This window comes from Blautia sp. HCP3S3_H10_2 (genome assembly GCF_052122375.1).
Taxonomy (GTDB): Bacteria; Bacillota; Clostridia; order Lachnospirales; family Lachnospiraceae; genus Blautia_A.
Window position 1 is genome coordinate 79,655 of sequence record NZ_JBQKCL010000016.1, and the last position, 21,684, is coordinate 101,338.

A 21,684-nucleotide genomic window follows, 5' to 3' on the forward strand; every position below is an offset into this window, starting at 1 on the left:
AATGGAAAATGAGTAAAAGAAAAGAACTGGTTCCAGGGGAACACAAAAAAAAGAATACACTAAAATTGCACCAGGCAGGAAAACCAGCATTTAGAGGCATTGCTGGTAAGGCAATGCTTGCAGGTGTGGCGGGCGCATCATTATTAGCAGTTTCATCCGTAAAGACAACTACAGTTGCGTATGCGGATGACGTTGAAAAATACACAAACACAGATTTTGCAATGGATACGGTGGTTTCAGAAACCTTATATACTTCTGGGGAAGATATTAACACACAGATTGGAGAAAAGCTGCGGGAAATGGAGACAAGCCTTTTGTCATGGACAGATGAAGGCTCCCAGATTTCCCGGTTAAATGCGGCAGATGGTAAAACCGTAGAGGTTTCCGACGAGCTTGCAGCAGATCTTGGGAAAATCCGTCAGCTGTCGGAGGATTCGGATGGGGCATTTGCCCCCACTCTTGGGAAAATTATCCGCCTGTGGGATATTGGCGGCGAAAATGCCCACATACCGGAGCAATCTGAGCTTGACCAGCTCCTTCCGGCCGTTGGCTATGAAAAAATCCAGCTGGATGGAAACAAGGTGACGCTTCTGGATGGCTGTACCCTGGATCTTGGGGCGGTGGGAAAGGGAATGGGCTGTGACCTGATCGTGGACTACCTGAAAACCCAGCCGGAGGTTTCCGGTATGATCCTGAATCTTGGGGGCAGCAGCGTATTAACCTATGGGCAAAAGCCCGACGGTAGCGCCTGGAAGATTGCTCTTACAGATCCCAGGGATACAGAAGGAGATTATCTTGGGGTGATCACTCTGGAAGACGGACAGTTCCTTTCTACTTCCGGTGATTATGAGAAATATTTTATGGAAGATGGAAAGCGTTACCACCACATTCTGGATCCAGAAACCGGTTATCCGGTATGGAATGGGCTGACTTCTGTGACAATCGTTTGCGACCAGGGATATCTGGCAGATGGACTTTCTACAGCCTGCTTTGTTCTTGGCATGGAAAAGGCTGGTCCCTTATTGGAAAAATATGGGGCAGAAGCCGTATTTGTGGATGAGGACAAAAATGTGTATGTGACAGACGGAATGATGGATCAGTTTGAATTGATGAAAGATGGATACGAAGTAAGCGGACTGGAAATAAAATAAAAAAGAAGTTATCTATAAGTAAGAAGCTATCTATTAATGCGGAAACAGAAAAAATCCTCCAGGGAACAGTAAAAATTACTGCCTGGAGGATTTTTTTCGACATAAGCAGGAGTCCGGTCGGCGTAGTTAGGGGATTCTTTTAAGAACTTCCCTTGTCAATACTCCGATCAGCAGTCCCGTGACCACTCCGGACACCATCAGCGCCGGTGCATAATAATATAACAATCCAACTGTATGGGTGGCAGGAACCGCCACCAGAAGCTGTCCGATATTATGGGAAACACCGCCGGCAACGCTGACGCCCAGATGTCCGAAGCCAATCTTATTCTTTACGAATACCATTACCATCAGACTAAGGGTAGCGCCTGCCAGACTGTACATAATGCTGGAACCATTTCCAAACATAAATCCAATGATGAGGATCCTCACCAGGGAAACCAGGGCTGCTTCCTTCCAGGTGTATTTTTCCAGGACAAAAAGTACGGCAAGATTGGCAAGGCCAAGCTTCATACCGGGAATTCCGGCAAAAAAAGGAATCAGGGATTCTACATAGCCGAAAATAATGGCAATGGCTGCGAACAGCCCAAGATATGCTGTTTTTTTCTGATTCATCACATTACACCACTGCGTCAAATCCGCCAGAAGAATCCTGGGAATCTGAACCGCCCTCTCCTTGAATTACCACTTTGTTCGGCAGGCATACAATGTAACCGCCTGAACTGCCAACTGCAGGCTGTTTCATGCAAAGATGATCCGGGCAGTCGGCTTCTGTCATTTTTACTTCCCCATTTTTGATCTCGCAGACATTTGTATCACCAATCTGGATTACCTGGTCTTTTCCAAGGGAATAAGTACCATAAAGTTCTCCATTTACCGTGATATGGATAGAACCGTATTTGCCATGGGGAACTACATAAACATACAGACAAAGCAGTATTGAAAATGCCAGAAGTGCACTAATAAATATAAATTCTTTCTTTTTCAAATAAAATACCTCATTTTTGCTAAATTCCAAAAAGCAATTCAGAAATAGTCTCTCTAAGATAACATGTCTAATTTTGTTATACTTGGGCGTTACGGATCATGAAAGGAACATTCCTTAATGATAAAAGAAATAAAGGGATTTTTCAAGTAATTGTAAAACCCATATTTGAGAAAAAATTGCAATAGAGTCCACTGGCGGCTTTTTATTGTAATTTGCCCCTAAATATGCTATTGTATAGTTTGAAAGTCTGTGTGTCGTCCGGGGGCTTTTAACCATCCTCTAAAAGGCGGCATTGTTGGAGAAATATAAGAAAGAAGGTGAAGCTATGGTTGAATTAGACCAGTTCAAGAGCATTCTTGCAACATACACAGAACCATTAGTGGAAGTGAGGGATTCACTTTGACCTGGCTAACAAGGAGAAGCGGGTTGAAGAATTAGAGCGCGAAATGGAAGCGCCAGACTTCTGGGACAATGCAGAAGTATCCCAGAAGAAAATGAAAGAATTAAAGAGCATGAAGGACGACATGGAAACCTATCAGAATCTGGTGACACAGATGGAAGATATGGAGACCCTGATCGAGATGAGCTATGAGGAAAATGATCCGTCCATGATCGAGGAAATCCAGGAAATGCTGGATGAATTCCAGGCTCAGTTTGACAGCATCCGCGTGAAGACTCTTCTCTCAGGAGAGTATGACAGTGAGAACGCCATTATCAAGCTGAATGCAGGAGCCGGTGGTACAGAAGCCTGTGACTGGTGCAGCATGCTGTATCGTATGTACACACGCTGGGCTGACCGCAAGGGCTTTTCCATTGAAGTGCTGGACTATCTGGATGGCGATGAAGCAGGTGTGAAATCCGTTACCTTCCAGGTAAATGGAGAGAATGCATACGGACTTCTGAAATCAGAGAAGGGTGTACACCGTCTGGTGCGTATTTCCCCGTTTAACGCGGCCGGAAAACGTCAGACCTCCTTTGTATCCTGCGATGTAATGCCGGATATTGAGAAAGACCTGGATGTAGAGATCAATGACGAGGATATCCGTATTGATACCTATCGAAGCAGCGGTGCCGGTGGACAGCATATCAACAAGACCTCATCCGCTATCCGTATCACCCATTTCCCTACAGGAATCGTGGTACAGTGTCAGAATGAGCGTTCCCAGCATATGAATAAAGATAAGGCTATGCAGATGCTGAAAGCGAAGTTATATCTTCTGAAACAGCAGGAGGCAGAAGCCAAGCTTTCCGGAATCCGTGGTGAGGTAACCGATATCGGCTGGGGTAACCAGATCCGTTCTTACGTTATGCAGCCATATACCATGGTGAAAGACCATCGTACCAATGAAGAAACCGGAAATGTTGATGCGGTTATGGATGGTGGTATTGATATTTTCATCAATGCCTATCTGAAATGGATCGCGCTTGCCAAGAAACCGGCGGAGTAAATTTAAATGCCAAAGACGACAGATAAGAATAAATATTTTGTGGTGCGGGAACGGGCTGTGCCAGAAGTACTCCTGAATGTGGTCGCTGCGAAGAAGCTCTTAGAGTCCAAGCGTGTAGCGACGGTTCAGGAGGCGGCAGATGCCGTAGGAATCAGCCGGAGTTCTTTCTATAAATATAAAGATGACATTTTCCCATTCCATGAGGAAGCCAAGGGGAAAACCATCACATTCATTATACAGATGGACGATGAACCAGGAATTTTATCGAATGTTCTTCGGGCTATTGCAGAGAATCATGGCAATATTCTGACCATACATCAGAGTATTCCCATTAGTGGTATTGCCACTCTTACCTTAAGTGTACAGATCCTTCAGGGAGAGGGGGATGCAGAGGCAATGGTGGATGACATTGAACAGATGGAAGGAATCCATTATTTAAAAATATTAGGCAGGGAGTAACGGACAGATGATAAATATTGCAGTGTTAGGATATGGCACAGTTGGAAGCGGTGTAGTAGAAGTCATCCGCACCAACCATGAGATCATTAACAAAAGAGCCGGAGAAGAAATCAGAATCAAATATGTTCTGGACCTCAGGGAATTTCCTGGAGACCCGGTAGAAGAGATCCTTGTTCATGATTTTGAGCAGATCGTAAATGATCCGGAAATTGATATTGTAGTGGAAGTTATGGGTGGAACCGGTGCTGCCTATACTTTTGCCAAGAGAGCACTTGAAGCTGGCAAAAGCGTGTGCACTTCCAATAAGGCCCTGGTTGCCAAGTATGGCCCTGAGCTTATGGAAATCGCGAAAGAGAAAGAGATCAATTTCCTTTTCGAGGCAAGCTGCGGCGGTGGAATCCCCATTATCCGCGCGATAAATGGTTCTCTTACAGCAGATGTGCTTGATGAGGTTACCGGAATCTTAAATGGAACGACCAACTACATGCTGGATAAGATGAATACAGAAGGTGCAGATTTCAACACCGTTCTGAAAGAAGCCCAGGAAAAAGGCTATGCAGAAGCGGATCCTACTGCTGATGTGGAAGGACAGGATGCATGCCGTAAGATCGCGATCCTTTCCTCTCTTGCCTATGGCAGATTCCTGGATTTCGAAAAGGTCTATACAGAAGGGATCACAAAGATCACACCTGAGGACATGGAATACGCAAGGGAAATGGGCAGAAGCATCAAGCTTCTTGGTACAAGCAGACGTTTAGGAGAAGATTCTTTCTATGCACTTGTAGCGCCATTTCTTGTAGGACAGGAGAATCCGCTTTACAGTGTAAACGGTGTATTTAACAGTATTTTCGTTCATGGAAATATGCTTGGAGACGCTATGTTCTATGGAAGCGGAGCTGGTAAGCTTCCTACTGCAAGTGCGGTCGTTGCTGATGTTGTTGAGGCAGCTGGTCATCTTCATGACACTATTGCTACCAATTGGAGCAATGAAGAAATGACTCTTATGGATCCGGATTCTGTAGAGGGACGTTTCTTTGTCCGTGTGAAGGATACCTCCCTTGACGAAGTGGATAAAGCATTTGGCAAGGTTGATACAGTGATCGAGCTGGATTCCCTTCCAGAGGAGTTTGGTTTCGTAACTCCAAAGATGACACAGGGCGAGTACAAAGAGCGTGTGAAAGCTCTCGGAGAAAATGTGCTTGGCATGATCCGTGTAAAAGACTGAACCAAAGAAACATCTGCACCGGCAGATAATAGAATAAAATAACGGAAACTGACAGCGTGAAAGGATAAACTATGCTGATAGTTAAGAAATTCGGCGGTACTTCTGTTGGCGACAAGCAGAGGATGTATAATGTTGCCAACCGCTGTATCGAAGAATATAAAAAAGGAAACGACGTGGTAGTTGTTTTGTCTGCCATGGGAAAGTATACAGATGAGCTGATCAGTATGGCTCATGATATGGACGATAAGCCACCGAAGCGTGAGATGGATATGCTGCTTACCATTGGCGAGCAGATGTCCGTATCCCTGATGGCAATGGTGATGCATAAGCTGGGAGTCCCGGCTGTTTCCCTGAATGCCTTTCAGGTGACTATGCACACCACAAGCAGCCATCAGAATGCAAGATTAAAAAGAATCGATACAGAGCGTATCCGCCGTGAGCTGGATGCACGCAGGATCGTGATCGTTACCGGATTCCAGGGGGTTGATAAGTATGATGATTATACCACTCTGGGCAGGGGCGGTTCGGATACGACTGCAGTAGCACTGGCGGCAGCACTTCATGCAGATGCCTGTGAGATTTATACAGATGTGGACGGCGTTTATACAGCCGATCCCCGTAAAGTTCCAAATGCCAGAAAGCTGAAAGAGATCACATATGATGAGATGCTGGATCTGGCTACATCAGGAGCGGGCGTACTTCACAACCGTTCTGTGGAAATGGCGAAGAAATATGGAGTACCTCTTGTGGTTCGCTCCAGCCTGAATAACAGTGAAGGAACGGTAGTTAAGGAGGTTGTTAGCGTGGAAAGAATGCTGATCAGCGGAGTTGCGCTGGATACAGATGCGGTAAGGATCGCAGTGCTTGGACTTAAGGATGTTCCAGGAGTTGCGTTTAAGGTATTTGATACCCTTGCAAAGAAAAATATTAATGTAGATGTGATCCTGCAGTCCATTGGACGGGCAGGAACAAAGGATATCTCATTTACGGTAAATAAGGATGATCTGGAGGACGCTGTGGCAGCCCTGGAAGAAAATCAGGAGCGCCTTGGCTTTAAGGAGCTTCATTCTGAGCGTAATATCGCCAAGCTTTCTATTGTAGGTTCCGGTATGCTCAGCAATCCAGGTGTGGCAGCGAAGATGTTTGAGAGCCTTTACAATGAAGGAGTAAACATCAATATGATTTCCACATCCGAGATCCGTATTACAGTACTGATCAATGAAAAAGACGGAATCAAAGCCATGAACGCGGTACATGACGCATTCGGGCTTGCCGACTGACCGTAATGTATGTATTGTTTTGGCTGATTCCAGGATTATGTATGTAGAAGGTTATCTTCATAAATGAAGCTGATAGGGGTGTCAGCTTTTCTGGAAAAGTCATGAATGATAAGTATAAACATACTAAGGAGGAATTTCTGTATGAAAAGAAAGGTATTGGGAGTGTTTTTTACAGCAATGTGTCTGTGTGCGGCACCGGTAATGAGCTATGCCGAGGCACAGGACACAGAGACGACAGAAGCAGCGGAGGCTGTTGGTGAAGACGCAGAAGCCAGCGAAACGGAAGCAGCCAGTGAAGAAACAGGTACAGACCAGGCATCTGCCACTGAGCTGTCAGATAATCTCTATGACTTTCAGATTAAGATCGGGGATAAGGTCTACCAGTTCCCAATGTATTATGAAGAGTTTGCAGCGCAGGACTGGACCCTTGGCAAAAATGAGGATCCGGAAATGGGAGTCAGTACCAATTCTTATGGCTCGATCAGCTTCTATAAAGGGGATGACCGGATTTCTGTAGATGTTATAAATCTTGGAATTAATGAAGTACCTGTGAATCAATGTCTGGTAGCAGGTATTGATATTAATGCAAATTACGATTTTGATGCAGGCTCCACACCTGTGGAACTGCCAGGTGGAATCATAATGGGAAAATCCTCACTGGAAGATATTAAAGCTGCATACGGGGATCCAAGTGACACATACGAGGGTGATCTGTATACCCAGTATACTTATTCCAAGGACTATTATGAGGAAATCCGTCTGAGTGTATATAAAGATGACAATACCCTGAAGGAAATAGATCTGCGCAACTATGTTGAACCAGAGGGATTTGACAAGGGAAGCGTAAGTGATGAGGTTCCGGAAATCGTATCTTCCTATACTGCTCCAACTGAGCTGAGTGATGATATACTGGCACCACAGGTTGAGTATTGTGGTGATCTGTATTCACTTCCGGCACCTGTATCAGCATTTCTGGCAAACGGCTGGGAGCTTCAGGATGTTGCAGACGATGCTTATGTTGCTGGCCGGGATCTGGAATTTGTAGATATGATGAAGAATAACCAGAGTGTACACTTCAGCGTATATAACTTTACACAGAACGCAACTTCCATTGAGAACTGCTTTGTACGTGATCTGGAGATTGGTTCTTACGACAGTGAGGCACTTACCCTGAAGCTTTCAGGTGGTTATACCCTGGGTGCGAAAAAGGCAGATCTGATCGCTGCAGCAGAGGCGAAAGGCTATGAATATGCAGAGGATGGGGATTATCTGAATATCTACAAAACAGCAGATACAAAAATCGATAACCGTGCCCAGTTCTGGTTCAACAAGGACGAAGATCCGGATACCGTGGCAAGTGTTGAATACTTGAATGAAATTTTACCAGAATAAGTATTACCGGAGCATTTTCAAAAAGGCAGATTCCGGTAATCTAATCAGGAATTTAAGAGTAACAGGAGGGGAAATATGGGCGACTATGTGATCAGCTGCTGTTCTACAGCAGATCTTACAAAAGAACATTTTGAGAAGAGAAATATTTCCTATATCTGCTTTCATTATGAACTGGATGGAAAAGAATATGCAGATGATCTGGGGCAGTCTATGCCCTTTGACCAGTTTTACAAAGCCATGCAGGATGGAGCTATGACGAAGACCTCACAGGTAAACGCAGAGGAATTTGAAGCATATTTTGAAGGGTTTCTGAAAGAAGGCAAGGATGTGCTTCATGTATGTCTGTCTTCCGGGATTTCCGGTGTTGTCAATTCTGCCAATATTGCAAAGGAAGAGCTGGAGGAAAAATATCCGGACCGGAAGATCCTGGTTGTGGATTCTCTTGGAGCGTCTTCCGGATATGGACTTTTCATGGACCGCCTGGCAGACCTCAGAGATGAGGGCAAATCTATAGAAGAGGTTTTTGCATGGGCCAAGGAACACAGGCTGAATGTGCACCACTGGTTCTTTTCCACAGATCTTACGTTTTATATCAGAGGCGGCCGCATTTCCAAGGCCAGCGGCTTTTTCGGTACTATGTTGAATATCTGCCCGCTTTTAAATATGGATGATCAGGGAAAACTGATTCCAAGATATAAGATCCGCACCAAGAAGAAAGTAATCCGTGCAATTGTGGATAAAATGGAAGAGTACGCAGAGGGTGGACTTGATTATTCTGGAAAATGTTATATTTCCCAGTCTGCCTGCATAGAGGATGCCAGAGAAGTGGCAAGGATGGTGGAAGAGCGTTTCCCGAAGCTGAATGGTAAGGTTGAGATCAACAACATTGGAACCACCATTGGAAGCCATACTGGTCCTGGTACGGTAGCGCTGTTTTTCTGGGGAAGTAAACGGACTGCATAGCATAGCTTGCAGAAAGCCTTTGGGATAGTTTGGATAAAAGAACTTTTAATGGAAATGCTTTTGCGTAGTGGAAAGCAAGATGGCCGGGATGCAGTAAAGTCCCGGCCTGCTGTTTCACTGCAAGGGAGAATGATGATTATGAAAAAAAGAACAACGAAAGAGATAAAAAGACAGGCGAAAACCGCATTGCAGGGGCATTATGGCACGGTGATCCTTGGGCTTCTGGCGGTATATGGATTAAATCTGTTGGGAACAGTTCTTTCCACGAATCTGTTTTCCGGAACATCTGCCCTGGATCTTGCACTTAGCGAAATCTTTATGCTGATCGTATCTCTGATCGTGGGAATTGTTTCGGCTGGAATGGGCTACATGATGCTGAATATTTCCAGGGGAAAAGAATTTTCCCTGTCAGACCTGGGATACTTTTTCCGGAATCAGCCAGACAGAGTGATCATTGCAGGGTTTGTGCTGGCGCTGATTCAGGTGATCACTGCAATTCCTTATTATTATGTGAGCTATACAACCGATCCGGGACTTACTGTGGAATCACAGATCCAGTGGTTATCCACTACAATGGTATTGTTGGCAGTAAGTACGGTATTGAATTTCCTGATCTCCATTCCATTCGCCATGACTTATTTCCTTATGGCAGATGATCCAATGCTTGGAGGAATACAGGCTTTGAAGGAGAGTGCTGTACTGATGAAAGGAAATATGTGGAGATACATCAAGCTGAACCTTAGTTTTATCCCAGTTTTATTTTTATCAGTGTTTACGTTTTATATTGCACTTTTCTGGATCATGCCGTATATGGAAATGTCCATGGTGGCATTTTACCGGGATCTGAACGGAGAACTGGATCACAGACTGCCAGGCGACGGATTCACCGCGGGTAGTTATTATAATGCAGACGGAAATGGATTTAACGAAGAGACAAATTTCGGAAGCAGATATAATGCAGAAAATAGTGATGGTTACAGAAATGACAGAAATGATGATTATAATTCAGAGGCATAGAATATCTGGAATACTACAGCATGTAGGAAATTTCGAAAGAATTATCAATTATTGATTGATTCTGTGACTAAGAATGTTCATACAGAAATACAAGCAACAAGAGGAGAATGAAAAAATGGATATTTTACAGGTAATCACCCAGGAACTTGGGGTGGAAAAATGGCAGGTTGAAGCTGCCGTTAAATTGATTGATAAGGGAAACACCATTCCCTTTATTTCACGATACAGAAAAGAAGCTACCGGAACTTTAAACGACGAGCAGCTTCGTAACTTAAATGAGAGACTGACCTACCTTCGCAATCTGGAGGACAAGAAGAATCAGGTGCTTTCCAGCATTGAGGATCAGGGCAAGCTGACAGAAGAATTGAAGGCACAGATTCTGGCTGCACAGACACTGGTAGTGGTAGAGGATCTTTACCGTCCATACCGTCCGAAGAGACGTACCCGTGCTACCATTGCCAAGGAAAAAGGACTGGAGCCGCTGGCAAATATCATTATGCTCCAGATGACAAACAAGTCTATCGAGGAAGAAGCAGAAGCCTTTGTTTCTGAGGAAAAAGAGGTTGCTTCCGTGGCAGATGCCATTGCCGGGGCAAAGGATATTATTGCAGAGCATATCTCTGATGAGGCAGATTACCGAATTCACATCCGTGACCTTACTGCAAAGAAAGGAACGATCAGTTCTGTGGCAAAGGATCCGGAGGCACAGTCTGTTTATGAGATGTATTATGAGTTTGAAGAGCCGGTTAAGAAGCTTGCTGGTCACCGTGTACTGGCATTGAACCGTGGTGAGAAGGAGAAATTCCTGACAATCAAGGTCGCAGCACCAGAGGAGGATATTATCCGTTATCTGGAGAAACAGGTGATCACTCGTGAGAATCCGTTTACTACACCAATTTTGAAAGAGGTAACAGAGGACAGCTATAAGCGTCTTATTGCGCCGGCTATTGAGCGTGAGATCAGAAGTGATCTGACTGAGAAGGCAGAAGACGGTGCGATTAAAGTCTTTGGCAAAAACCTGGAGCAGCTTCTTATGCAGCCTCCAATCGCAGGACAGACTGTCCTCGGCTGGGATCCGGCTTTCCGTACCGGCTGTAAGCTGGCTGTTGTAGATCCTACCGGAAAGGTGCTGGATACAACTGTTGTTTACCCAACTGCACCAACCAATGAGAAGAAGATCCGTGCTGCCAAGGATACGGTGGAAGCTATGATCAAAAAGTATGGTATTTCCCTGATCTCTGTGGGAAATGGTACAGCTTCCAGAGAATCTGAGCAGGTTATTGTAGATATGCTGAAAGAGATTCCGGAAGCAAAAGTACAGTATGTTATCACCAATGAGGCAGGTGCTTCTGTATATTCCGCAAGTAAACTTGCAACAGAGGAATTCCCTAATTTTGATGTAGGACAGAGAAGTGCCACATCTATTGCAAGACGTGTGCAGGATCCTCTGGCAGAGCTTGTTAAGATTGACCCGAAATCCATCGGTGTAGGTCAGTACCAGCATGACATGAACCAGAAGAAACTGGGTGAGGCACTGACTGGTGTGGTAGAGGATTCTGTAAATAAAGTCGGCGTAGATTTAAATACTGCTTCCGCCTCCCTTCTTGAGTATATTTCCGGTGTTTCCAAGGCAATTGCGAAAAATATTGTAATTTATCGTGAGGAAAATGGTCGTTTCACAAGCCGAAAAGATCTTCTCAAGGTTGCCAAGCTTGGACCGAAGGCTTTCGAGCAGTGCGCAGGTTTCATGCGTATTACAGGCGGTTCTAATCCTCTTGATGCTACAAGCGTTCATCCGGAGAGCTACGAGGCAGCTTCCAAGCTTCTTGAGAAGCTGGGATATTCAGCTGAGGATATTGAAGGAGGTAAGCTTGCAGGACTTTCCAGACAGATTAAGGATTACAAGAAGACTGCAGCAGAGCTGGAAATCGGTGAGATTACCCTTCGCGACATTGTAAAAGAGCTTGAGAAACCGGCCCGTGACCCGCGTGACGAAATGCCGAAACCGATTCTTCGTACGGACGTACTGGATATCAAGGATCTGAAAGAGGGCATGATCCTGAAGGGAACTGTCCGCAACGTAATTGATTTCGGAGCTTTCGTTGATATCGGAGTTCACCAGGATGGACTTGTTCACATTTCCCAGATGAGTGAGAAATTTATTAAGCATCCGCTGGAGGCTGTAAGTGTTGGTGATATCGTGGAAGTACGTGTTCTCGGAGTTGATGAGAAGAAGAACCGTATCAGCCTTTCCATGAAGGGATTGAATAAATAAAAAATATTATGTTACAGATTCAATGTTTGTAGAATGAGTTGGTAAATCTATGATTCAAAATGTAATTATCATATATCTTATCATAATAAACATAGTCGCTTTCGGGATGTACGGCATAGATAAGCAAAAAGCAATCAGGAAGCAGTGGCGTATCCCGGAAGCCCAGCTTCTGGCGGTAGCTGCCATTGGCGGTTCTGCCGGAGCGCTTCTTGGAATGCAGTTTTTCCATCACAAGACCAGGAAGTGGAAATTCCGTATCGGGGTGCCGCTGATACTGGCTGCACAGTTAATACTGTGGAGAGTGGTGCAGTAGATGGTGGATAACCTCAGAAAATAAGAGTGTGTCTGTGGAAAACAGGAGATGAGAATTTGGAAGGACAGGTAATAGAAAACGCAGTTCAGGAAACTGTGCAGGATACAGTGAATAAAGTAAGCTCCAACTGGGATCAGATTAAAACTTACTTTAATGGTCATATTCCAGATCTGATCAGTTTCGGGATGAAAGTCGTTCTTTCTATAGTTGCGTTCTACGTGGGAACGAAGCTGATCAAATGGTTTCTTAAGGTAGCCAGAAAATCCATGGAAAAAACCGGAATCGACAAGGGTGTGGCCCAGTTTATCTGCTCCTTTGGTAAATTCCTGCTTTATCTCATATTGATTTTTAATATTGCTACTAATTTCGGGGTAAAAGAATCCTCGGTAGCGGCTCTTCTTGGAACCGCCGGTGTAACCATCGGTCTTGCCCTGCAGGGTGGCCTGGAGAATCTGGCTGGCGGAGTGATGTTACTTCTGTTCAAACCATTTCAGATTGGAGATTACATCATTCAGGATCAAAGTGGTGGTACAGAAGGGACAGTTTATAAAATCGAGATGTTTTACACCACACTGATCACCATTGACAATAAACATGTGATCATTCCAAATGGAAAATTGTCCAACAGTACGATCATTAATGTAACTGCCCGCAATCTGCGGAACCTGGAAATTAAAGTAGGAATTTCCTATGATTCGGATATCAAAAAAGCCAAGAAGCTTTTGCAGCATATTCTGCAGGAAGATCCAGGCACAAAGTCCAATAAGGATATGCTGGTATTTGTGGATGAACTGGCTGACAGCGCGGTAATCATGGGACTTCGTGTGTGGGTTCCAACAGATAAGTACTGGAACACGAAATGGCGTCTGAATGAGAAGATTAAAGAAGCCTTTGATGCAAATGGAATTTCCATTCCCTATCCCCAGATGGATGTACATGTGGTGGAAAAAAGAATAGAATGAATATAAATTCTATATTTACCAAAAACCTATTGAAATGTGCATTTATATATAGTATAATCCACCATGAACAAAGAAAATTTCTTCGGGGCAGGGTGATCAAGTCCTTGAGGGAAACGCGTTTTTGATATAGAAAGCGTTGAACCTTCATTTTCGGATTTCGAAATTCCCTACCGGCGGTATAGTCCGCGACCCGCTTTGGCGGCTGATTTGGTGAGATTCCAAAACCGACAGTACAGTCTGGATGAGAGAAGAACGCGCAGAATAATCAGATAAGTTGATAGTTATTTGTACGTGCTCACTGCCCCGGAAGAGATTCCGGGGCTTTTTGTGGTTGAAAGTACTTTGCTACATTTTGAAAATGATGTTGTTTTGAGAAACAATATTTCGATGAGAGAAATGTACAGGTCATTTAATCACATACTTGCAGAAATTTTCTTTAAATATTATGTAACTGTTCAGAGCCAACCTCCAAAATGCTTTGCATTTCGTCGGTGTGGCGTATCCGCCAAATGGATTTATGTACAAAAGTGTTCATTCATGCAAGCATGATTCACACTTTTGTACATAAATCCGCTTGGCTCTGAACAGTTACAATATTATAATTTAAGGAGCGATGAGTATGAGCGAACAAGTAATCAGAAATGGAAACGTAATGGAAAGAAGCCGTACCAGAACCATTGCCCAGGTGGCAATGCTTGGAGCAGTAGCAGGTGTTTTGATGAATTTTGAGATACCGCTTCCATTTCTTGCACCATCATTTTATCAGCTGGATTTTTCAGAGATTCCGGCACTGATCGGTTCTTTTGCGATGGGGCCGGTAGCAGGTATGCTGATCGAGCTGGTGAAGATTCTGGTACATCTGGTAACCAAGGGTACGGTGACAGCAGGCGTAGGAGATATTGCAAACTTTCTTTTCGGCTGTTCCTATGTAGTTCCGGCAGGTCTTATTTACCGTTACCAGCATAAGAAGACAAGAGCGCACGCAGTAGCAGGTATGGCAGCAGGTGTTGTTCTTACTACGGTTCTTGCATGCTTTGTGAATGCATTTGTCCTGCTTCCTGCATATGGGAAAGCATTTGGAATGCCTATTGAGGCGTTTATTGAGATGGGAGCAGCTGTACACAGCGGTGTGACCAACCTTCTTACTTTTGCAATTATGATCCTTGTACCATTCAACTTATTTAAATACACACTGACTTCAGTGATCGTGTTCTTTATTTATAAGAGAATCCGCGTGGTTCTCCGCGGTGACTGATACCCACGCTGTCAGCAGAGGAAATTTCCCCGGGTGGACAGTGATGAATGATGAAAAGAGGTTCCTAATATGGGAAAAATCAACAGCATTACCAAGCAGACCGATAATCGTTATGTAAACCTTTACAATGTAAAAGCTACCAGCGTCCATAATACACCGGTAAATTATTTCGTAGCTTCCCGGGCTAAGGATGTGGACAGCCTGAAAATGGTTACCAGGAAGAATAATCCGGATGGTGTGATTATTTACAGCATTTATGGCGAAAAACATGACAAAATTGTTCTGATCCGTCAATATCGTTATACTTTGGGAGACTATATTTATGAATTTCCAGCTGGACTTGTAGAGCCCGGTGAGAATTACCATGAAGGTGCCATCCGGGAGATGTATGAAGAGACAGGGCTGAAGCTGGAGCCTATTCCGGTAGCAGAAGCATATCAGAAGCCATACTTTACTACCGTGGGAATGACAGATGAATCCTGTGCAACTGTATATGGATATGCCAGTGGCGAGATCAGTTCCAAGGCTCAGGAGGATACAGAGGAGATAGAGGTAGTTCTGGCTGACAAAGAAGAGGTAAAGCGAATCCTGAAGGAAGAGAATGTGGCAATTATGACAGCATATATGCTGATGCATTTTCTGGAGGATAAAGAGCCCTTTGCATTTTTGAACCAGATAAAATAATCTGGAATGAGAAAAACAAGAATAAGAAAACAATAAAAATAATAAAAAATGAAATCCCCAACGTAGGGTTTCTGCAGCAATTCTGGCATTTGTAAGGAAACCTTATGTTGGGGATTTTTTATGTAATAAGAAATTCTGTTGGAATCTCCTATTACATAAAAGATTATCAGCTATTCATAGTATTCAATATCTTCTTCAGAAGTATCTTCTCCAGAAATATCTTCTCCGGAGTCAGAGCTGTCCTCTCCGGAATCTGAGTTGTCACCATCATCCTGTCCATAGTCTTCAGAAGGATCTTCTGTGTAATCAGGAAGATTGGAGGAATCGTCGCCAGATCCATCAGATGAGTCATCCGTTGGATAAGTGATCTGGTCACTTTCGGAATCTTCGCTGTCCGATGTATCGGAACTATCGCTATTATCATAGGATGAGTCATCCTGGCTGTAATCAGAAGAATCATCATAGTTACTGTCCTGGCTGTAAATAGGAAATTCAGCCTGCTGTGCAGCTTCTGCTTCAGCGGCTGTCTCCGGGGCCTCCGTTAAAGTAGTTTTGGCTGTGGGGACACGGCTGTCCTTGGGAACCACAATGGAAATCCCAGCCATGGCCACGCTAAGTAAAATTGCAGTAGACGCTATGTGGAACTCGTCTTTGTATTTCATAAATATCACACCTCGTAAATGTCTTTTTCAACGATTATTCAATAGATGTTCCCATTATAACATATTCCGGGCTGGTTTTGTAAAAAATAATGCTGGGAAATCATGTATTGGAATGACTTTGTTTATTGTTTCCAGAGCAGAAACGTCCCTTGTAAAGCCGAATATTGTTTTACCAGTTCTTTTCGTTTTGACTTGTTTTCTGTATGTGACAGATGGAATCTGTATTGAACGTAAGAAAAAATTTGTTTGACTTTTTTTGAATCAGGAAATATAATAAACACAAACGAGTAGCGAACCAGCGTAAGTCCAGTTTTTGCTATTCGTTTTTTTATATTTGCCATTAGAAAGTGTGTTGCTTATCAGCGTAAGTCCGGCTTATATGATAAGTGCACACTTTTTTTATGCAGAAAAAGGAGGAGTTATAACAAAATGGCGAAAAGTAACAAGATGAAGGATATGCCAGTGAATAAACTGATGATCCAGATGGGAATTCCCATGATCTTATCCATGGCATTACAGGCTGTCTATAATATTGTAGACAGTGCATTTGTAGGAAACATGAGAGTGGGCAGCGAGGCAGCACTTAACGCGCTGACTCTGGTATTCCCGGTTCAGATGCTTATGGTTGCCCTGGGAGTTGGAACCGGAGTAGGAACCAATGCGCTTCTGGCAAGGACACTGGGACAGGGAAACAGTAAAAAAGCTGCCAGGGTGGCTGGAAACAGTCTGTTTCTGGGAGTGATCATCTATGCAGTATGTCTGCTGTTTGGCATCTTTGGGGTGAAAGCATACATTTCATCTCAGACAGTAGATCCGGAAGTATTGGAGATGGGAGTTGATTATCTCAGAATCTGTTGTGTGATCTCCTTTGGAATCGTCTTCTTTTCTTTATTTGAAAAGTTATTACAGGCAACAGGACGTTCCCTTTATTCTACCATCGGACAGATTACAGGTGCTGTTGTTAATATAATTCTTGACCCGATCATGATCTATGGTCTCGGACCGGTTCCGGAAATGGGCGTAAAAGGTGCAGCATATGCAACCGTTATCGGACAGGTGGCGTCCGCTGTTTTACTGTTTATTTTCCATACAAAACTGAATAAAGAGTTTGAACATGGAGTGAAATACATGAAGCCGGAGGGCGGCATTATAAAAGAAATCTATGCGATTGGACTTCCAGCAATCATTGCGCAGGCATTAATGTCTATTATGGTTTACGCTATGAACCTGATCCTGAAATTCAGCCCGTTTGCACAGACTGCATATGGTCTGTTTTATAAAGTACAGCAGTTTGTTCTTTTCCTTGCCTTTGGCCTTAGGGATGCGATTACCCCGATCATTGCATTTGCCTATGGAATGCGGAGCAAAAAGAGAATACAGGATGGAATCAAATATGGCCTTATGTATACCATCGCATTAATGATACTGGGAATTGCGATCACGGAAATTTTCCCAGGGGCATTTGCAACGTTATTTAATGCCGGCTCTTCAAGAGAATATTTTATCAGTGCGATGCGGATTATTTCCATCAGTTTCCTGTTTGCAGGAATTAATGTGGCATATCAGGGGATTTATCAGGCACTGAACGGTGGTCTGGAATCGTTGCTCATCTCGCTCTTGCGACAGCTGGTTATCATCTTGCCGCTGGCTAGAATTTTTTCCATTTTTGTAAGAAATGGGCAGACCACAGTTTCTCTGATCTGGTGGGCATTTCCGATAACAGAGGCGGTTTCCTGCCTGGTTGGCTATAAATTCTTAAAGAAAATTCTGAAAAATAAAGTAAATCGTCTTAACTGAGAGGAGATGGAAAAGAATGGCAAAAACGAATCAAGAAGTATGTAGCTTGATTAATTTTTATGTGGATTCTTTAACACGTTAGTGCTATAATAAGTCAAATTATAACTATTACACGAATAACTAAACGGACATGTCTGCTTACGCAGACATCACCATAGCTGAATAGTTATATTGGTTTTGCGGTGAACAGACGACACAGAAAAGGAAGAATGTTATGAGAGAACTATTTTTTTTGATCGTGTTGTTTGTTTCTAATGTAATTCAGGCAATTACAGGATTTGCAGGTACAGTGCTTGCCATGCCGCCATCTGTATATTTACTGGGGCTGGATCATGCGAAAGTGGTTTTGAATGTTATGGCATGGCTTTCTGGTTTGATGATAGCAGTGACCGGATACAGGCATATTAACTGGAAAGAATTTATAAAAATGTCCTGTTTTATGCTGGTGGGAATGTTTGCCGGCATACAGATCTGCCAGATTGTAGAGTCAGAAGAAGTCCTTTTAACAATGTACGGTATTGTGATCGTGGCAGTTGCCCTGAAGAATCTATGCATCCACAGCCAGAAACAGCTTCCGCCTGTTATGCTTGGAATTATTTTACTTTTGGCAGGAATTATTCATGGAATGTTTGTATCTGGCGGAGCGTTGCTTGTGATTTATGCAACACAGGTCTTAAAGGATAAAGAAGAATTTCGCGCAACTGTTGCGCCAATCTGGGTGGTATTAAACACCTGTCTGATGTTTACGCAGGTACGAAACGGACTGGTGGAACCGGCTGATATCCGTCTGATTTTAATAAGTATTGTGCCCTTATTTGCAGCCACCTGGATCGGAAAGAAACTGGTGAAGAGAGTTTCGCAGAAGGTATTTCTGAATCTGACATATGCACTCTTGTTAATATCCGGAATATCCTTAATTGTATAGATTCCTCATGATTGAAGGATTGTGGGAGTAGCATAGCCGCAGAACAATCCATGGCATTGTGGCATCAGACACAAAAGAAAGGCGTATGGGAATGGCTGTAATATTGCGTGAGATTATGAAACAGGTACAGCATCTGGAAATGGAGCTGGTAGCAGGAGAACAAGGCCTGGATCATGAGGTATCCTGGACTCATATGGTAGACAGTGATACGATTTCTGAATTCCTTCAGGGACAGGAGCTGACTTTCACAACCGGACTTGGACTGAATGAAAATCTGACATTGCTCAGACTGGTAAAAGAAGTCTGGAGAAATCATGCAAGTGGAATCGTGATCAACATTGGCCCGTATATTAGTGAAATCGGCCAGGATGTAATTGATTTTGCCAATGAAAAAGGATTTCCGGTGTTTCGTGTCCCATGGAAGATCCACATGGCTGAAATCATGCGGATCATTTGTTTTGCCATAACGAAAGAACAGCAGAATACCATTGAAGTAACTGCGGCATTAAACAATGCATTTCTTTGTCCTGGACAGGAAGAACTGTATGTTTCCGCTTTGATGCGTAAAGGCTATTTTGTAGAAAGTGATTACACGGTTGTGAATATCCGTGTAAAAGAAGAGAAAAGTCAGGTGACAGGTGCGCGCCTGGAGCAGATTGCCTCCACCTTAAGCAGTCATCTGCGCTGCAATTACAGCGGAATTTTATGCTGTGCACAGGAAAAACAGATTCTGATGGTCTTATGTGATTATCCGTCAGAAATCTGCCAGAAAACAGTGGAGCGGATTTTTGATAGATTATGCCTGGTAACCCATGGAAATGAACAGGTTTTTGTAAGTGTAAGCAAGCCTGTTAACGGAATCCGGCAGCTCTATAAAAGCTATGGATTTGGAGAAAAGATGGCTGATCTGCTGACTTCCTGCAATGTTCCGGGAGAAATCAAAACAGATTCCGGAAAACTGCTTTTCTACAAAAATCTGGGGATTTATAAAGTGTTGCTCACACTTACCGATAAAGATGTGGTACTGGAATATATGCGAGATACCGTATTTCCATTGTATGAATATGATGAAATAAATCATACGGATCTGGTTAATGTATTAAGGTGCTATCTTAAGCATGACTGCAGTGTTAAAGATACTGCACAGGAGTTGATTGTTCATCGAAATACGGTTAACTACAAGATTGGAAAAGTGTCAGAAATATTAGAAAAGGATTTATCCAGCTTTGAAGTCCGTTTTCAGCTGAATCTGGGATTTCTCTTGTATGAGATGGGAAGAGGCGATATTGTAGACAATTGATATACAAATCTCCCGGGAATTGTGCTGTAGCACAAAAATAATTGGATACATGTCTATTGCGGGCTACCTGTGTTAAGAGTAATATATGACTCAGATAAGACAAAGGCGTCTGGTTCACAAGCAAATGTGAACCGGGCGCCTTTCTTGCTTTTATCATTAAAAATAAGTTTGTTTACCGCAAAACAAACCCTGAATCTGGAATGAGAAATTAGAAAGCAGAGATAAAGAGGAGGAAATTACTATGAGCTTAACAGGAAAAGAAATTGCACAGATGCACAAAGATTATGTAATGCAGTCATGGTCAAAATCAGGAGTTGATGCTTTACCGGTAGAAAGAGCCCAGGGAATTTATTTTTACGATTATGATGGAAAAAAATATGCTGATATGGCATCCCTTCTGGTCTGCTCAAACCTTGGACATGAGCTGCCTGAAATAGTAGAAGCAATTAAAGAACAGGCTGACAAGATGTGCTTTATGGCTCCGGCTTATGCATCAGAACCAAAGAGTACACTGGCAAAAATGCTGGTAGAAGCTGCCGGTGCAGATACCTATAAAAGAGTTTTCTTCACAAATGGCGGCGCAGAATCCAATGAGAATGCGATCAAAATGGCACGTATGGTAACTGGAAGAACCAAGATCTTTTCCTGCTACAGAAGTTATCATGGAGCTACACTGGGAGCTTCCAATGCATCAGGTGACTGGAGAAGATATGCTGCTGAAATCGGTGGTGCCAACGGATTCGTACACTTCATGAACCCACAGATGTATCGTGACGGATATACAAAAGGGGTAGATGATGCTGAAGTAACAAAGAAATATCTGGATGCATTGGATCTGCAGCTCAGATATGAGGGCCCGGGAAATGTTGCAGCAATCCTGATGGAATCTATTGTAGGTGCCAACGGCGTAATCCTTCCGCCAGACGGATATATGGAAGGTGTACGTGCTTTGTGTGATAAATATGGAATCCTTTTAATCTGTGACGAGGTTATGGCAGGATTTTACCGTACCGGAAAAATGTTCGCATTTATGAACTTTGATATCAAACCAGATATTATTACATTTGCCAAAGGTGTTACCTGTGGTTATGTACAGCTTGGCGGATGCATCGTAAGCAAAAAAGTGGCAGAATATTTTGAAGACCATGTTCTTCAGTGCGGACTTACCTACAGTGGACATACTCTTGCATGTGCTGCTGGTGTAGCTGCAATGAAATATTACCAGGAACATGACATTGAAGGTCATGTAGCCGAAATGCATAAAATCGTAGCACCATTTATGGATGAAATGGTAAAGAAACATAAATGTATTGGTGAGGCAAGATGCATCGGTTTGTTTGGCGCACTTGAAGTGGTGAAAAACAAAGAAACCAGAGAGCCAATGCAGGAATATGGTGTACCTGGACCTGTAATGCCTTGGATTTTTGCAGAGTTAAAGAAACGTGGATTTGCAACCTTTGGACGTGAGAACTTTATTGAAATCTGCCCGCCACTGATCATCACAAAAGAGGAACTGGAAGAATATCTTCCGATCCTTGATGAAGTACTTACTATGGTGGACGAGAAATTCTGTGACTAAACGGAGGCAGCC

General features: G+C 43.4%; 20 protein-coding genes and 1 riboswitch. Of the genes, 17 read left to right on the forward strand and 3 right to left on the reverse strand.

The annotated features are described in order from the left end of the window. The first annotated feature begins 8 nt into the window (after window positions 1-8). Window positions 9-1,151: an FAD:protein FMN transferase gene (locus ACTQWB_RS15640; RefSeq protein WP_441502327.1), complete on the forward strand. Its 1,143-nt coding sequence runs from the start codon at window positions 9-11 to the stop codon at window positions 1,149-1,151. 126 nt (window positions 1,152-1,277) lie between these two features. Here ACTQWB_RS15640 and ACTQWB_RS15645 read toward each other — a convergent pair whose 3' ends face one another. Further along, window positions 1,278-1,763, reverse strand: a complete 486-nt coding sequence (locus ACTQWB_RS15645) for a Gx transporter family protein (protein ID WP_441502326.1) — start codon at window positions 1,761-1,763, stop codon at window positions 1,278-1,280. Between the two features lie 4 nt (window positions 1,764-1,767). Further along, entirely contained in the window at window positions 1,768-2,136 is a 369-nt protein-coding gene (locus ACTQWB_RS15650) for a NusG domain II-containing protein (protein ID WP_441502325.1), read from the reverse strand. A 325-nt stretch (window positions 2,137-2,461) separates the two neighbouring features. Between ACTQWB_RS15650 and prfB the strand changes: the two genes are divergently transcribed. From prfB to ACTQWB_RS15710, 12 genes are all read left to right on the forward strand, one after another. After that, window positions 2,462-3,584 (forward strand): peptide chain release factor 2 gene (gene prfB / locus ACTQWB_RS15655; protein ID WP_441502396.1). Its coding sequence is split into 2 segments (ribosomal slippage): window positions 2,462-2,536 and window positions 2,538-3,584, totalling 1,122 coding nucleotides; the frame shifts between segments, so codons are not numbered across the junction. Between the two features lie 6 nt (window positions 3,585-3,590). After that, on the forward strand, window positions 3,591-4,043 hold the full coding sequence (locus tag ACTQWB_RS15660; RefSeq protein WP_117851203.1) for an ACT domain-containing protein: 453 nt from the start codon (window positions 3,591-3,593) through the stop codon (window positions 4,041-4,043). 7 nt (window positions 4,044-4,050) lie between these two features. Further along, on the forward strand, window positions 4,051-5,268 hold the full coding sequence (locus tag ACTQWB_RS15665) for a homoserine dehydrogenase (protein ID WP_441502324.1): 1,218 nt from the start codon (window positions 4,051-4,053) through the stop codon (window positions 5,266-5,268). Window positions 5,269-5,339: 71 nt separating this feature from the next. Continuing rightward, complete coding sequence (locus ACTQWB_RS15670; protein WP_441502323.1) at window positions 5,340-6,548, forward strand: aspartate kinase; 1,209 nt, start codon at window positions 5,340-5,342, stop codon at window positions 6,546-6,548. Between the two features lie 141 nt (window positions 6,549-6,689). Further along, window positions 6,690-7,940 carry a hypothetical protein gene (locus tag ACTQWB_RS15675; protein ID WP_441502322.1) on the forward strand — a complete coding sequence of 417 codons (1,251 nt, stop codon included), beginning with the start codon at window positions 6,690-6,692 and terminating at the stop codon, window positions 7,938-7,940. A gap of 75 nt (window positions 7,941-8,015) precedes the next feature. After that, window positions 8,016-8,903 (forward strand): DegV family protein, encoded by an 888-nt coding sequence (locus ACTQWB_RS15680; protein ID WP_441502321.1) that lies wholly within the window; start codon window positions 8,016-8,018, stop codon window positions 8,901-8,903. A 138-nt stretch (window positions 8,904-9,041) separates the two neighbouring features. Further along, entirely contained in the window at window positions 9,042-9,920 is an 879-nt protein-coding gene (locus ACTQWB_RS15685) for a DUF975 family protein (protein WP_441502320.1), read from the forward strand. A 115-nt stretch (window positions 9,921-10,035) separates the two neighbouring features. Continuing rightward, a complete protein-coding gene (locus tag ACTQWB_RS15690) occupies window positions 10,036-12,195 on the forward strand; it encodes a Tex family protein (protein WP_441502319.1) in 2,160 nt (719 codons plus the stop codon). A gap of 49 nt (window positions 12,196-12,244) precedes the next feature. Further along, on the forward strand, window positions 12,245-12,508 hold the full coding sequence (locus ACTQWB_RS15695) for a DUF1294 domain-containing protein (protein ID WP_441502318.1): 264 nt from the start codon (window positions 12,245-12,247) through the stop codon (window positions 12,506-12,508). 56 nt (window positions 12,509-12,564) lie between these two features. Beyond that, entirely contained in the window at window positions 12,565-13,470 is a 906-nt protein-coding gene (locus ACTQWB_RS15700) for a mechanosensitive ion channel family protein (protein WP_441502317.1), read from the forward strand. A 142-nt stretch (window positions 13,471-13,612) separates the two neighbouring features. Continuing rightward, a riboswitch (FMN riboswitch) is annotated at window positions 13,613-13,727 on the forward strand. Window positions 13,728-14,089: 362 nt separating this feature from the next. Next, window positions 14,090-14,725, forward strand: a complete 636-nt coding sequence (locus tag ACTQWB_RS15705) for an ECF transporter S component (protein WP_441502316.1) — start codon at window positions 14,090-14,092, stop codon at window positions 14,723-14,725. Window positions 14,726-14,794: 69 nt separating this feature from the next. Beyond that, window positions 14,795-15,409: an NUDIX hydrolase gene (locus tag ACTQWB_RS15710; protein ID WP_441502315.1), complete on the forward strand. Its 615-nt coding sequence runs from the start codon at window positions 14,795-14,797 to the stop codon at window positions 15,407-15,409. A 170-nt stretch (window positions 15,410-15,579) separates the two neighbouring features. On the opposite strand, the gene ACTQWB_RS15715 is transcribed toward ACTQWB_RS15710, so the two are convergent. Further along, window positions 15,580-16,071, reverse strand: coding sequence for a hypothetical protein (locus tag ACTQWB_RS15715; RefSeq protein WP_441502314.1), 492 nt, complete (start codon window positions 16,069-16,071; stop codon window positions 15,580-15,582). Between the two features lie 429 nt (window positions 16,072-16,500). Here ACTQWB_RS15715 and ACTQWB_RS15720 point away from each other — a divergent pair, with 429 nt between their 5' ends. The 4 genes from ACTQWB_RS15720 (at window position 16,501) to ACTQWB_RS15735 (ending at window position 21,672) form a co-directional block, all read left to right on the forward strand. Continuing rightward, the gene (locus tag ACTQWB_RS15720; protein WP_441502313.1) at window positions 16,501-17,868 is read left to right on the forward strand and encodes an MATE family efflux transporter; all 1,368 of its coding nucleotides are present in this window, start codon (window positions 16,501-16,503) and stop codon (window positions 17,866-17,868) included. A 214-nt stretch (window positions 17,869-18,082) separates the two neighbouring features. Beyond that, the gene (locus ACTQWB_RS15725) at window positions 18,083-18,793 is read left to right on the forward strand and encodes a sulfite exporter TauE/SafE family protein (RefSeq protein WP_441502312.1); all 711 of its coding nucleotides are present in this window, start codon (window positions 18,083-18,085) and stop codon (window positions 18,791-18,793) included. 91 nt (window positions 18,794-18,884) lie between these two features. Next, on the forward strand, window positions 18,885-20,093 hold the full coding sequence (locus tag ACTQWB_RS15730; protein ID WP_441502311.1) for a PucR family transcriptional regulator: 1,209 nt from the start codon (window positions 18,885-18,887) through the stop codon (window positions 20,091-20,093). A 241-nt stretch (window positions 20,094-20,334) separates the two neighbouring features. Further along, window positions 20,335-21,672 carry an aminotransferase class III-fold pyridoxal phosphate-dependent enzyme gene (locus ACTQWB_RS15735; RefSeq protein WP_441502310.1) on the forward strand — a complete coding sequence of 446 codons (1,338 nt, stop codon included), beginning with the start codon at window positions 20,335-20,337 and terminating at the stop codon, window positions 21,670-21,672. Window positions 21,673-21,684 lie beyond the last annotated feature (12 nt).

Coding starts and splice junctions, on each gene's coding strand:
- ACTQWB_RS15675 (WP_441502322.1), top strand. CDS start 6,690: ATGAAAAGAAAGGTATTGGGAGTGTTTTTTACAGCAATGTGTCTGTGT.
- ACTQWB_RS15645 (WP_441502326.1), bottom strand. CDS start 1,763: ATGAATCAGAAAAAAACAGCATATCTTGGGCTGTTCGCAGCCATTGCC.
- ACTQWB_RS15705 (WP_441502316.1), top strand. CDS start 14,090: ATGAGCGAACAAGTAATCAGAAATGGAAACGTAATGGAAAGAAGCCGT.
- ACTQWB_RS15665 (WP_441502324.1), top strand. CDS start 4,051: ATGATAAATATTGCAGTGTTAGGATATGGCACAGTTGGAAGCGGTGTA.
- ACTQWB_RS15730 (WP_441502311.1), top strand. CDS start 18,885: ATGGCTGTAATATTGCGTGAGATTATGAAACAGGTACAGCATCTGGAA.
- ACTQWB_RS15690 (WP_441502319.1), top strand. CDS start 10,036: ATGGATATTTTACAGGTAATCACCCAGGAACTTGGGGTGGAAAAATGG.
- ACTQWB_RS15640 (WP_441502327.1), top strand. CDS start 9: ATGAGTAAAAGAAAAGAACTGGTTCCAGGGGAACACAAAAAAAAGAAT.
- ACTQWB_RS15660 (WP_117851203.1), top strand. CDS start 3,591: ATGCCAAAGACGACAGATAAGAATAAATATTTTGTGGTGCGGGAACGG.
- ACTQWB_RS15725 (WP_441502312.1), top strand. CDS start 18,083: ATGAGAGAACTATTTTTTTTGATCGTGTTGTTTGTTTCTAATGTAATT.
- ACTQWB_RS15695 (WP_441502318.1), top strand. CDS start 12,245: ATGATTCAAAATGTAATTATCATATATCTTATCATAATAAACATAGTC.
- ACTQWB_RS15710 (WP_441502315.1), top strand. CDS start 14,795: ATGGGAAAAATCAACAGCATTACCAAGCAGACCGATAATCGTTATGTA.
- ACTQWB_RS15685 (WP_441502320.1), top strand. CDS start 9,042: ATGAAAAAAAGAACAACGAAAGAGATAAAAAGACAGGCGAAAACCGCA.
- ACTQWB_RS15720 (WP_441502313.1), top strand. CDS start 16,501: ATGGCGAAAAGTAACAAGATGAAGGATATGCCAGTGAATAAACTGATG.
- ACTQWB_RS15735 (WP_441502310.1), top strand. CDS start 20,335: ATGAGCTTAACAGGAAAAGAAATTGCACAGATGCACAAAGATTATGTA.
- ACTQWB_RS15670 (WP_441502323.1), top strand. CDS start 5,340: ATGCTGATAGTTAAGAAATTCGGCGGTACTTCTGTTGGCGACAAGCAG.
- ACTQWB_RS15715 (WP_441502314.1), bottom strand. CDS start 16,071: ATGAAATACAAAGACGAGTTCCACATAGCGTCTACTGCAATTTTACTT.
- ACTQWB_RS15680 (WP_441502321.1), top strand. CDS start 8,016: ATGGGCGACTATGTGATCAGCTGCTGTTCTACAGCAGATCTTACAAAA.